We start from the raw sequence: 12,848 nt of genomic DNA on the forward strand, positions 1-12,848 counted from the left end.
ATGAAAACAATGAAATTTATGATGTTAGCCATTGCGATAGTTTTTGGAACATCAACTTTTGCAAATGTACAAAGTTTCTCTAGTGAAAATAATGCAGTTGTTGCTATCAATCAAACAAACGATGATGGATATGTAGACGTGAAGTTTGAAGACTTGAATGAGAAAGTACAAGCTGCCATACAAGGATACACTGAATCTTATAATGTTACAGCTCTTGCCTACAATGCAGATAAGAAACTTACTAAAGTAACCCTATCTTCAAAATCAGAAGAAAGCATTAAAGTTGTTATCTTGGATGACGAAGGTAAGGAATACGTAGAAGCTACTGCTAAATAAATGCCCCAACCTACATCTGACAATTTTAGTAAATAATAGGAAATACTTTCGGTATTTCCTATTATTTTTTCCATATATGCACAGAGTAAAAACAGCCCCAATAAATGAATATAAATCATTTACCAACAACCCGAATAGTATCTTTTTCTACTAAAATAACTTGAGAGTTATTAATCGGATATAAATTTATTTTTGATTCATATTTAGCTATTATTTTCTCCACAGCTTTAGCAAACGGAAAGTTTGTATGGTGAGGCACGGGATAAAAATCAATTACATTTAATGCTTCAACTGTATTTAGACCTGATGCCATCTTACAATCATCCATATCCTTAACATATTCAATATTTGGAGATACAATCATTGCTCCTGCGGATTCGCCAATATACAATTTTCCCAAATTAATTTCATCTATAATTATTTTATCTGCTCCTGTTCTCTTTAACTCTTGAAGTAAAAAGAATGTATTTCCTCCCGACACGTAGATATAATCATTTTTTTTCAACTTGTTCAGTATATCCTTACTAGTAGCTTTTGTTAACTCTAACTCGTCCACGACTAAACCCATTTTTTCGAAAGCCTTACGTGCCGAGCCAACATAAAACTTTACCTTTTCATTTATGCTTGCTGTTGGGATGAACGTTACGGTTTTTCCTTTTATGTCTTCTTTTACAAAATCTATCAATAAAGATGCTACATCTTTGAAGGAAGAGGACAAGAATAATTTTCTCATTTAATTTTATTTATTCGTATACAATCATTCAAATAACAATTAAGAGCAAAAATAAATATATTTAGTGACAACTGTATGTCATCAATATCATCAATCTTACACTTAAACCTGTTACATCTTCGTCTATTTTTGAGGGTAGTTTTAACATAGAGATATTTAGTATGTAATAAATTCCATCAACTTCTTTCCATGTAAATACAACTCCTTTTTTACGAATCTAAGTTGCACCACCAAAATCAGCGGAATAAGGCTCTCCTGTTTCATAATCAAAACCCACATACCTATTCAGCATACATTGATTATCAAGCATGTTTTGCCATATAAAAAGGCTTCCTATATTCTCCTCCTTAACTGAGTCTGCATAATCGTTATCAACACAAGTGCAATAAGGATTATATGCCTGTTCTGTTTTAGAAGGACATCTGTAAACATTTTTATTTTATATATCTTCTGTTAGTTTACGAATAACTTTATATTCAACTTTCTTAGAACGAAAAAGACCTTTCTTAAATAATTTTCAATAAGATAGATATGGCTTTTTCATGGCTTCTATATGAAATGGGGATAAACGAAAAAGTCCCACAAATCACTGACTTGTAGGACTTTTCTTGTTTTTGGCTTCTTTTGTCTTAGCCTTTCCGCGGAGAGAGAGGGATTCGAACCCCCGGCCGACCGGTTCGTAGCCGGTTACTCTATCCAGCTGAGCTACCACTGCATGACTCAATTATAATACCATAACTNNTTGTTTTTGAAGAATTTGCTCAAACAAGTTTGGCAAAATCCTTCAAAATCAAAAAAGCCTCGCTATTGCGAGGCTTTGATTTGTTTGGCGGAGAGTGAGGGATTCGAACCCCCGAACCTGTGACAGTTAACGGTTTTCAAGACCGCCGCAATCGACCACTCTGCCATCTCTCCAATATTTTTGCTTATGGATATTTCCTCTAAAGCGATGCAAATGTATGTCTTTTTTTTGTTTCTACAAACAATTCTACCAACTTTTATACACGTTTTTCACAACAAGCTCTGTATCAATATTTATTGATTGCAAATTTTAAAGAGTTAATTCGAAACGCTGTTCCATTATTATAGTATTGATACATCAAACTTAGCCCAATTTTGTTTAGTTAAAAAATCTTTATACCTTTGTAAGAATCAATTTATTCATTTTTCAGAAAATAAAGTTATGTAATTGTTCAGTATCATACTGGAATTCTTTCCTTTTATTACCCCTTCTTGAGTCTTACCTCACGGGCTACACTTATTATACATTTTATTAACTAAAACAATTGCATTATATTTTCACAAAAATATGATTATGTATGTCTTTTCATCCTTATAGAGCTATATCTAATGACTACTTAAATCATATGCATTGAATTGAAAAAACAAATACCCGTTGGGCTCGCAATTAAAAACGAGAAATGTCAGTTTGGAAAAAACTCGTTAATATGGGGATGATTCTTCCGGCTGAATAAAACTAAAAAATTATGGAAAAAATTTGGAAATTAACACAAGATAAAAATTGGAATGCCCTTGAAAAGAAATTTGATTGGGTAGAGGATATGAAAGAGGTGCCTCAACATAAGGTACATCATAAAGAAGGTAACGTAGCAACTCATACACAGATGGTCTTAGATGAATTGACGAAATCGGAAGAATATAAATCCCTATCGGAACAGGATCAAGAAGTACTTTGGGTAAGTGCCCTGTTGCATGATGTAGAAAAACGTTCAACATCTCTTGACGAAGGTTTTGGCAAGGTATCAGCAAATGGACATGCTCGGAGAGGAGAATATACAGCACGTACAGTCTTATTTCGAGATGTCCCTACACCGTTTCATATCCGTGAAAGAATTGCATCCTTTGTACGTTACCATGGCCTGCCTCTTTGGCTATTAGAAAAGGTAGAACCTGCAAAAAAGATCCATGAAGTGTCCTTAAGGATAAGCACTTCGCAATTAAAAACACTAGCCGAAGCTGATGCCAAAGGAAGAATATGTAATAACTTACCTCAATTACTTGAATCTCTTGAGCTTTTTGAACTGTTTTGTAAAGAGCAGGAATGTTGGGGAAAAGCATTAGAGTTTGAAAATCCGAATACACGATTTCAATATTTTGACTCGATAGACGGATATATCGGCTATGTTCCGTTTGATAATTTCAAAAGTGAAGTTACAATACTTTCAGGTCTACCAGGGATGGGAAAAGATCACTATATACAATCTTTAAATACAGACATTCCAGTTATAAGCCTCGATGCTATTCGCAAAAAGTATAAATTAAGTCCAACAGATAGATCTACTACAGGAAAAGTAGTTCAAGAAGCAAAAGAACAAGCTCGCGTATATCTTCGAAAAGGACAAAATTTCATTTGGAATGCAACTAATATTACACGGCTAATGCGTCAACAATTAGTAGATCTTTTTACTTTATATGATGCAAAAGTCAAAATAGTATATTTAGAAAAGCCTTACGCCCAATGGCGTGCTCAGAATCTAAATAGAGAGGATGTTTTACCTGAAAAAGTATTGGATAAAATGCTACAAAAGTTAGAAATTCCACAATTGGTAGAAGCTCATGAGGTAGAATATATTGTAGAATAGTAAATTCGATGATTAAAATACTTTAAAGACTAGATAAAGAAAAATAAAATATAGGAATAGAAATTCTATTCCTATATTTTTTCTGATTATCCCGAAAATAAGAGATAATAAAATTTATACTTTCCACACGCTAAGACTGATAATATATCCGACAGTATCAAAAAAGTAATAACCTCAGTTTCCAAAAGTAAAGCTTCCACGGAGAAGTCCAACCAAATCATCTTTACCCTGCGTATGTATATAGTGCAATGCGGGTTGAATCGAAATATGTGAAGTAATTATATATTTATATGACATTTCCAAAGCCGTTTCTGCTCCTTGTGACGTATTTGCTCTGAAAGCATTTAATCCTATAATATCTCCGCCATCTCTTCCGAATAAATTATCTAGAACAACTCCCACCCCATAATATAAATAACATTCGTTGCTTTTCTTTGGAGCATATCCCAACTGAGCGACAACACCTAGATTTTGTTTACCCGTTTTCAGTATAGTTTGTTCGGCCAACATATACAATGAATATTTCAAAGACTCTTCGGGGAGTTTATTCAAAGCCACTCCTCCGGCATAAAACCCATCTACAGGCATATATGCAAATTGAGTGATATTGACGAATCCATATTCCTTTGGATTAAATTTTAAATTAAAAACCAATCCTTTATTTATATTATCTAAATTATTATAATATGAATTTTTTATATTAATAGTTCCTTTCATATATTCTGTATGCAGTCCGATAGCCCCAAGTGGATAATTTGGTACACTATAGTTGATAGAGATAGTTGGAAAGATTCCTGCCGAACTATTTGTAAAGAAAGAAGAATACGGGCTATTAAAATAATCTAAGTTCATATTTCGTATTCCTGCAAACAAACTAAAGTCTCCGAAGGTTTGCTGATAACCAAATTTTGAGCAAACAAGCCAAAAGTTATCTTCTTCTATATTGGAAAAGGTTAAAAAATCATTTGCAATATTTTGAGAGAATGTTCTTCCTACCGACCAAAATGCAATATCAAATGATCCGTTTTTCCACCATTTATCTGTTCTAAGGGAAGCTTCCATGCTCAATAAATTCACATACTTCACATCTTTTTCGCGGGCATCTGTTATATTGTATTGTAGTTCTCCTACATTGTTTACTTCATACTTTAGTATTTGATCTTGTCCCCTAATTGAGATAAAACAACATAAAGACATACATATAATAAAAATTTTCTTCATTGTGCAGCTTTTAAATATTCTCATATTCAGGGTGCGAAGATATATTCTTCAGACTAAACAACAGCCCAATAAACATATAAAAAATTAATATTATTCTTAATAGAGGCGAATAGTATTAATAATAAATAAAGAACGAGAATATAAAATTATTCCTTTATTTTAACAAATACCAAACGCGAATGTCCCTTTTCGCTCTTGCGCTCATCCATTTCAAAATGCTTACTCTGAGCTTTAACCAAGGCGGCAAGCTTTGAAAAGCCGTAATTTCGTGAATCAAAATCAGGACGCTTCTTTATAACGAGATTACCCATATCCCCCAAATAAGCCCACCCATCATCATCAGCGAGGTCTCTAATAGTACTCTTCAATAGATTTATCAACTTTTTATTTACAGGTTCAACAGTCTTTTCTTGTTGTTTCTTAACTGTAGACGCAGGAGACTCCGTTTCGTTATTATCATCTGAATCTCGGATAATCTCTATATAAATAAACTTATCACAAGCTACAATAAACGGACTGGGCGTTTTCTTTTCTCCAATACCTATTACCTGCATACCGGACTCCCTCAACCTCACGGCTAAACGCGTAAAATCACTATCGCTGGATACCAGACAGAAACCATCAACCCGACCGCCATGCAAAATATCCATGGCATCGATAATCATTGCTGAATCGGTAGCATTTTTACCTGTTGTGTAACTATATTGCTGTATTGGAGTTATTGCATGCTCCAACAAAGGTTGCTTCCACCCCGAAACGCTAGGCTTTGTCCAGTCCCCATAAATTCTTTTGATAGTTGGCACACCTATTTTAGCAATTTCATCAAGCATGCCCTTTATATTCGAGTAAGGCACATTATCGGCATCGATAAGTACAGCCAAGTTTAAATCTCTCTTTTCTATCATATATTTTAATTTAGCTTTGGAGGTATAGCGTATCTGTATATTGATAGTTCAAATTTATAAAACTTATCCTACTAACAAGTCCAATTGTAGCATAATATTTTTAACAAACTATTTTCTTTAAAACAAATAAAACAATCACAAAGAGTCCTTAAATGGAGCGAGTAGTTCTAACATATCATTATGAAGCAATGAATTGGATGCCAATATATCATGGCCTTTCCTGAATAAAGAACTCCCTTTAAAATTAGTAACAGCCCCTCCGGCTTGAAGCACAATCAATGCCCCTGCCATAAAATCCCACGGTTTAATATATGCTTCAGCCCATGCATCAAACCTCCCTGCGGCAACGTAACACATCGACATAGCAGCTGAACCATTTATCCGCACGCTCGAAACCTTCCCATACAATGAATCCATCAAATGATTAACGACCGGTTTGTAATCCCCTGCATTATAAGGAAGGTCTAAGCCGATAAAAGCTTGACTCATATTGTCCCTATCAGAAACGCGTATTTGGGTCTCATTCAGGAAAGAGTTACTACCTTTCCAAGCATAGAAGCATTCATCTCTACAGACTTCGTAAACCACACCGAACAATATTTCGGCATCAGTAGTCAGAGCTATGCTCACGCAGTAAGGAGCATTGTCTTGTATATAATTGGTAGTACCGTCCAAAGGATCGATAACCCAATAATAATCTTTCTTTTCGAAAGCAACAGTATCTTCTTCCGTAATAAACCCCGCTTGAGGCAGAAGCTGTGACAATCTGGCAACTAATAGCCTTTCTGTTTCCTTGTCAACATACGAAACATAATCATGTGCATTTTTCTCCTCTACCCTATCCTTACGAAAGGTTTTCCTTTCTTGTGCTAAAAAGTGCCCTCCTTCTTTAGCTATTTTACAGACTTCTGATGTAAGAAATTCTAAATTCATAATCTAACCCTTAATTATAGGAGCAATAATATAATTAACATCTAAAGCTAATAAATTAAAAAGGCCATCTCAAATCTAAAATGAGACAGCCTCCGTGCAATATTGCATTATGCTTTTATTTAGCTGCTTCAATTGACTGTTTACGAAACTCTTTTAGAGCTTTTTCTATGTCAAGTGAAATTTTTCTAGCACGTTGGCCAGCTGCTTTATTACCGTTTTCGATTTGTGAAGCTGCGTCTTTAGAGAATGCGGCAAAATCTTGATTTAATTTTTCTACTAAATTTTTCATTTGTTTTTCTATTTAAAAAAGTTCAGACAAAGATAATCTGATTTTAATAACAATTATAACGAACCAGAGTTTAAAAATAGGCTTAAAAACATAATTTTCTTGTTATTTTATGCCGTTTTCATTGATAGTTGAACTCTTTTTCGAGATGTGTCAACAGACAATACCCTGACTTCCACATGTTGATGTAACGAAACAACCTCTGTCGGATCGGAAACAAAGCGGTCAGCCAGTTCTGAGACATGCACCAAACCATTTTCTTTTATACCCACATCCACAAAGCACCCGAAGTTTGTAATATTAGTCACAATACCCGGTAATGTCATCCCCTCTCTGAGATCCTCTATCGTTTTTATATTCGGATCAAACTCAAAAACCTTAATACCCTTACGAGGATCACGTCCGGGCTTATCCAGTTCTTCTATTATATCATTTAAAGTCGGCAAACCAACTTTATCCGATACATATTTTTCAAGCTTAAGAGACTTCTTCAAGTCCTTATTATCGATCAAATCTTTTACCGTACACTTAAGATCCTTAGCCATACTTTCTACTACATGGTAGCTTTCAGGATGTACGGCAGAATTATCTAAAGGGTTTTCAGCTCCCGCTATTCTCAAAAATCCGGCACACTGCTCAAAAGCCTTTTCACCCATACGAGGCACTTTCATCAGTTCTTTACGAGATCGGAATGCTCCATTAGAAGCCCGATAGTCTACAATATTTTGAGCCAAAGCAGGCCCTAAACCGGAAACATAAGTCAAAAGGTGCTTACTGGCAGTATTAACGTTTACTCCAACAAGGTTTACACAACTTTCTACGGTAAGATCCAATGATTTTTTCAACTTAGTTTGATCCACATCATGTTGATATTGACCTACTCCAATCGACTTCGGGTCTATTTTTACAAGTTCGGCCAATGGGTCCATCAATCGGCGACCAATCGACACGGCACCTCTTACCGTAACATCATAGTCCGAGAATTCTTCTCTCGCAACCTTTGACGCAGAATAAATAGATGCTCCGTTCTCACTGACGACAAACACCTGCACTTCTTTCTCATAGCGAAGATTTGTGATAAAGTATTCTGTCTCACGGCTTGCTGTTCCGTTTCCTATGGCAATAGCATCTATATTATAAGTCGTTACTAATTTCACCACCTTACTCCCTGCTTTAGACATCTCTTTCTGAGGAGGATGTGGATATATAGTTTCATTATGAAGCAAATTACCCTCAGCATCAAGACACACTAATTTGCAGCCTGTACGATATCCGGGATCGATACCCAATACTCTCTTTTCTCCTAATGGAGCAGCAAGCAGTAATTGGCGGAGATTTTCGGTAAATACATGTATCGAGTCTTCATCTGCTTTCTCTTTCGACGAGGCGCCAAACTCTGTTTCTATCGAAGGTTTCAAGAGGCGTTTATAACCATCTTCGATTGCATCAGCAACATAGTTCGTTGCTTCGTTATCGTTATCTCCTTTAAGAAAGCGTTTATCCAACCTCTCTAAGGCGGCATCCTCGTCGGGTGCAATATTTACCCTGAGAAAACCTTCCGATTCACCTCTGCGTATAGCCAATATCCGATGAGAAGGAACTTTATTCAGTTTTTCTGAAAAATCGAAATAATCTCGATATTTATCCCCTTCTTCTTCTTTTCCTTTTACTACTTTTGATGTTAAAACTGCCTCACGCTGAAAAAGGTTGCGAATAGAATTACGGGCATATTCATCCTCATTTATCTGTTCGGCAATTATATCACATGCTCCGGCAATAGCTTCTTTTACATCCTTGACATCCCCTTTAACAAAAGCCTGAGCCTTAGACTGCACATCAATCCTTTGCTGAAGCATAATAATATTCGCTAAAGGCTCCAACCCCTTCTTCCTTGCTATTTCAGCTCGTGTTTGGCGTTTTGGCTTATATGGCAAATAAATATCTTCAAGTTCCGATGAGTTCCAACAATTCTCTATGCGATTTTTCAGTTCAGGTGTTAACTTTTCCTGCTCTTCTATCGACTTTAAAATTGTTTCCCTACGTTTTACGAGCTCATTTAGTTTATCATTCTGCTCTTTTATTGCAGTTATCTGAACTTCGTCAAGGCCTCCGGTTACCTCTTTACGGTAACGACTGATAAAAGGAATTGTAGCACCCGATTCGAGTAAATCTACAGTTTTAGACACCTGAGACTCCTTAATATTTAAGGTCGAAGCAATTATACTTTTAATTGACATAGTTTTCTTTATTTCAATATACTTTATTCTTCAACTTTTTGTTAAAAAGTAACAAAAGTAACACCTTTCTACTCATTTTTATTTGTCACCTTTCTATAATACGATCTCAATTTTAACAATACAAATATAAAGCGATTAAATAAAAAATGAATCATAAGTTAATCTGAATAAAAATAACACGCTAAATATAGCTCCTTATGAGTTGGTCTAAGAAGCAATCCGTATTATTATAAGATAATTATCCATAAGAATAAAAACATAAAAGCCTGCTAAATGATTCAGCAGGCTTTTATAATATATTTTATATCCAGTATTATTATTCTACAGGAATATTTGTATTTACATTTCTGCTACTGATAGCAGCATAATATAATAGATAAGCCAATCCAACAAATACTACCCAGTAACTTGCCATATAACCAACGCTATCAGCTAGGAAGTTTTGAAGAAGTGGTAAGATACCTCCACCACAAACTAATGTCATGAATATACCCGATGCTGTTGTTACATATTTACCTAGTCCTTCTACTGCAAGATTAAAGATACCACCCCACATTACAGAAGTACAAAGTCCACACAATACCAAGAACATTGCATTGATAGGCACTTGCATCATACCGAATGAAAGACTACCGTTAATGCTTTGGAATACCGGCATTGACACTCTTGTAGTTATAGGAAGGAAAATCGCTAATAAAACTAATACAAGACCTAAACCGGCTGCAACAGTAAGCATTGACTTACTTGATACTTTACTTCCAATAGAAGCTCCGAAGAAACGTCCGATTAGCATCAAGAACCAATACGTACCCGTCACAAAACCTGCTGATGTTGCATCCAACCCTGCAATCGATTTATCTGCAAGAAATAAGTTCAATGTTCCTGGAATACCAACTTCAACACCTACATATACAAAGATACCGATCGCACCTAATACAAAGTGACGGAAAGATAATGCACTATATTTGTCTTTTACGTTGTCAATTGCTTTCTTCACTTCCATATGAGGTTCCGGAATCTGAACCAATGCCAGAATAATAAAAGCGAAAGCAAAAACACCCATAGCAATATACATAACAGGGTATACATCTTTAATGTTAGCCTTTGTCACGTCAGCAACGAAAACACCCACTAAAACTGGAACCAGTGTACCACACAATGAGTTGAAAGTACCTCCTGTTTGTATCAATGCACCACCTTTGTTACCACCTCCACCAAGAGTGTTCAACATAGGGTTTACTACTGTATTTAACATACACATAGAAAAACCTGCAACAAATGCACCAATTAGGTATATAGCAAAGCTACCAGCTCCTCCTGACAAGTATTGAATACCAATACCAACGAAACCAACAACGATAGCGATAAGTGCTGTTTTCTTGTATCCGATTTTCTTCAACAAGATACCAGCAGGAATACCCATAAATGCATACGCTATAAAGTTAGCAAGCACACCTAGCATACCTTCGGCGTTACTAGCTCCAAATTGGTTTTTCAAAACAACACCCATCGGCGCTGCTAGATTTGTTACGAATGAGACCATCCCGAAAAGCAGGATCATCACAATGATGGGTAACAAGTAATTTTTTTTCTCCGTACTACTCATGATTAAGTTTTTACATTTAGTTAGATTGTTTTATTTTTATAGTTTTAGTCAAATTTCATTCTTCTTTAGGTCGATCTTCTGCACTTAACTCTGAGAATTCAAAGAGTAATTAAACTAAACAAAACTCAATTACCCTTTGATTCTCATTTGGATATGGTTAGTATCCAAAAACTCATGGTCGTTTAGGTTAAGTGAAGATTGTTATTGTATAAAATCGATGTAAAAATACTTATCTCTTTTCAGCTGTCATCCATAAAAAAACGTGTTGTACAACATGTATTTTTAGATCAAAATATCATTTCTTTTTATATCATATTGCCGACAAGTTCCTGTTTATTTATGTCTTTTTGTATCCAACTCCAAAACACCTTAAGAATGACTAACAGATTATCAAATAATTAACTTCAACCCAACCGCTAATTATAACAAAAAAATATACAAATGACATAAAAACTTACTCTTTGAGAATTCTTATAAAAACAGGAATAATAGTAAAATATCTTAATTCCTGCTTTTATAGGATTAACAATATTTAATATTGCTATTTTTGTGCTCTAACTAAGAACTGAACAGTAGAAAAGAAGAATTGTTATAGCTTATAAATAAATATTATGGAATCGATTCGCAATTTATATAAAATCGGACATGGCCCGTCGAGTAGCCACACAATGGCTCCACAAAAAGCCGCTTTGATGTTTAAAGAGGAAAATAAGGACGCCACATCGTTCCGAGTTACATTATACGGAAGCCTTGCAGCTACAGGAAAAGGTCACATGACCGATGTAGCTATCACAAACACCTTACTTCCCTACCCTACAGAAATTATATGGCAACCTGAGATTGTTTTACCATACCATACCAACGGCATGAAATTCGAAGCTATTGCAGACGAGCAGCCCATAAAAGAATGGATTGTATACAGCATTGGCGGAGGAGACCTATCGGATGGGAATAGCAAAGTAAATAAGGAAAAATTGTACGACAAAAATACGATGAAGCAAATCCTGCAATGGTGCCACGAAACAGGCAAAACATTTTGGGAATATGTAGAAGATACCGAAGGCAAAGAAATATATAATTATCTTCTGGAAGTATGGAGAACGATGGTAGCTGCAATACACAGAGGGATCGACGCAGAAGGACTGCTTCCGGGAGGATTGGGATTGCAACGAAAAGCCTCGATGTATAGCATAAAAGCCAAAGGATATCAAGGCTCAATGAAAAGCAGAGCACAGATATACTCTTATGCACTTGCTGTGTCGGAAGAAAATGCAAGCGGCAATGTAATTGTTACAGCACCTACATGTGGTTCAAGCGGAACTCTTCCGTCAGTATTGTATCACCTAAAAATAAACCACGATTTCAGTGATCAAAAAATAGTAAGAGCCCTTGCTACAGCAGCACTTATAGGTAATATCGTGAAGACTAACGCATCAGTATCGGGCGCAGAGGTCGGCTGCCAAGGAGAAGTTGGAGTAGCATGTGCAATGGCAGCAGGTGCGGCTTGCCAACTATTCGGAGGCTCACCTCAGCAAATAGAGTATGCTGCCGAAATGGGATTGGAACACCACTTGGGACTCACTTGCGACCCCGTGTGCGGACTGGTACAAGTCCCATGTATTGAAAGAAACGCTTTTGCTGCTGCCAGAGCCCTCGATTCATGTTCGTTCGCAATGTTATCGGATGGGAAACACCTTATTAATTTTGATAAAGTTGTTCGTACGATGCAACAAACCGGACATGACTTACCGAGCCTCTATAAAGAGACATCAATGGGGGGACTTGCAATAAACCTTGATTAGCAAAAAGAATTAAGCAGAGAGACAAAATTTGCCTTTTTTGAATATTATTTTATTTTAATATACATGTATATTTCATTACTTTTGTAAATGAAATCAATTTACAAATAACCATATCACTATGACATCAATCGATTTACTTAACCGTGCGGCAGACAATATTCGTATCCTGTCGGCTTCAATGGTTGA

10 protein-coding genes and 1 tRNA gene are annotated in these 12,848 nt (G+C 35.8%); 3 read left to right on the forward strand and 8 right to left on the reverse strand.

Features of this window, described 5'->3' with window-relative positions; genetic code table 11:
* The gene (locus tag B3P17_RS05370) at nucleotides 1–336 is read left to right on the forward strand and encodes a hypothetical protein (RefSeq protein ID WP_135104206.1); all 336 of its coding nucleotides are present in this window, start codon (nucleotides 1–3) and stop codon (nucleotides 334–336) included.
* Between the two features lie 115 nt (nucleotides 337–451).
* On the opposite strand, the gene B3P17_RS05375 is transcribed toward B3P17_RS05370, so the two are convergent.
* Together B3P17_RS05375 and B3P17_RS05380 are read right to left on the reverse strand one after the other, a co-directional pair.
* Entirely contained in the window at nucleotides 452–1,069 is a 618-nt protein-coding gene (locus B3P17_RS05375) for a peptidase E (RefSeq protein WP_252639081.1), read from the reverse strand.
* 827 nt (nucleotides 1,070–1,896) lie between these two features.
* Nucleotides 1,897–1,984 (reverse strand) — tRNA-Ser (locus tag B3P17_RS05380).
* Between the two features lie 572 nt (nucleotides 1,985–2,556).
* On the opposite strand from B3P17_RS05380, the gene B3P17_RS05385 reads away from it, so the two are divergent.
* Nucleotides 2,557–3,672, forward strand: a complete 1,116-nt coding sequence (locus tag B3P17_RS05385) for an AAA family ATPase (RefSeq protein WP_252639300.1) — start codon at nucleotides 2,557–2,559, stop codon at nucleotides 3,670–3,672.
* Nucleotides 3,673–3,846: 174 nt separating this feature from the next.
* Here the strand turns inward: B3P17_RS05385 and B3P17_RS05390 are convergent, their stop codons facing one another.
* The 6 genes from B3P17_RS05390 to B3P17_RS05415 all read right to left on the reverse strand — a co-directional run bounded on the left by B3P17_RS05390 (nucleotide 3,847) and on the right by B3P17_RS05415 (nucleotide 10,860).
* A complete protein-coding gene (locus tag B3P17_RS05390) occupies nucleotides 3,847–4,893 on the reverse strand; it encodes a carbohydrate porin (protein WP_252639301.1) in 1,047 nt (348 codons plus the stop codon).
* Between the two features lie 146 nt (nucleotides 4,894–5,039).
* Nucleotides 5,040–5,798 carry an NYN domain-containing protein gene (locus B3P17_RS05395; RefSeq protein ID WP_006842764.1) on the reverse strand — a complete coding sequence of 253 codons (759 nt, stop codon included), beginning with the start codon at nucleotides 5,796–5,798 and terminating at the stop codon, nucleotides 5,040–5,042.
* Between the two features lie 135 nt (nucleotides 5,799–5,933).
* Entirely contained in the window at nucleotides 5,934–6,731 is a 798-nt protein-coding gene (locus tag B3P17_RS05400) for an inositol monophosphatase family protein (RefSeq protein ID WP_252639302.1), read from the reverse strand.
* A 115-nt stretch (nucleotides 6,732–6,846) separates the two neighbouring features.
* Nucleotides 6,847–7,020 carry a histone H1 gene (locus tag B3P17_RS05405; RefSeq protein ID WP_006842762.1) on the reverse strand — a complete coding sequence of 58 codons (174 nt, stop codon included), beginning with the start codon at nucleotides 7,018–7,020 and terminating at the stop codon, nucleotides 6,847–6,849.
* A gap of 107 nt (nucleotides 7,021–7,127) precedes the next feature.
* Nucleotides 7,128–9,254, reverse strand: a complete 2,127-nt coding sequence (locus B3P17_RS05410) for a Tex family protein (RefSeq protein ID WP_252639303.1) — start codon at nucleotides 9,252–9,254, stop codon at nucleotides 7,128–7,130.
* Nucleotides 9,255–9,570: 316 nt separating this feature from the next.
* Complete coding sequence (locus tag B3P17_RS05415; RefSeq protein ID WP_291104229.1) at nucleotides 9,571–10,860, reverse strand: MFS transporter; 1,290 nt, start codon at nucleotides 10,858–10,860, stop codon at nucleotides 9,571–9,573.
* Nucleotides 10,861–11,471: 611 nt separating this feature from the next.
* On the opposite strand from B3P17_RS05415, the gene B3P17_RS05420 reads away from it, so the two are divergent.
* Nucleotides 11,472–12,662 (forward strand): L-serine ammonia-lyase, encoded by a 1,191-nt coding sequence (locus B3P17_RS05420; protein WP_252639305.1) that lies wholly within the window; start codon nucleotides 11,472–11,474, stop codon nucleotides 12,660–12,662.
* Nucleotides 12,663–12,848 lie beyond the last annotated feature (186 nt).

The sequence above is a fragment of the Dysgonomonas sp. UBA7630 genome (assembly GCF_002483985.1).
GTDB lineage: Bacteria > Bacteroidota > Bacteroidia > Bacteroidales > Dysgonomonadaceae > Dysgonomonas.

Coding starts and splice junctions, on each gene's coding strand:
- B3P17_RS05370 (WP_135104206.1), top strand. CDS start 1: ATGAAAACAATGAAATTTATGATGTTAGCCATTGCGATAGTTTTTGGA.
- B3P17_RS05375 (WP_252639081.1), bottom strand. CDS start 1,069: ATGAGAAAATTATTCTTGTCCTCTTCCTTCAAAGATGTAGCATCTTTA.
- B3P17_RS05385 (WP_252639300.1), top strand. CDS start 2,557: ATGGAAAAAATTTGGAAATTAACACAAGATAAAAATTGGAATGCCCTT.
- B3P17_RS05390 (WP_252639301.1), bottom strand. CDS start 4,893: ATGAAGAAAATTTTTATTATATGTATGTCTTTATGTTGTTTTATCTCA.
- B3P17_RS05395 (WP_006842764.1), bottom strand. CDS start 5,798: ATGATAGAAAAGAGAGATTTAAACTTGGCTGTACTTATCGATGCCGAT.
- B3P17_RS05400 (WP_252639302.1), bottom strand. CDS start 6,731: ATGAATTTAGAATTTCTTACATCAGAAGTCTGTAAAATAGCTAAAGAA.
- B3P17_RS05405 (WP_006842762.1), bottom strand. CDS start 7,020: ATGAAAAATTTAGTAGAAAAATTAAATCAAGATTTTGCCGCATTCTCT.
- B3P17_RS05410 (WP_252639303.1), bottom strand. CDS start 9,254: ATGTCAATTAAAAGTATAATTGCTTCGACCTTAAATATTAAGGAGTCT.
- B3P17_RS05415 (WP_291104229.1), bottom strand. CDS start 10,860: ATGAGTAGTACGGAGAAAAAAAATTACTTGTTACCCATCATTGTGATG.
- B3P17_RS05420 (WP_252639305.1), top strand. CDS start 11,472: ATGGAATCGATTCGCAATTTATATAAAATCGGACATGGCCCGTCGAGT.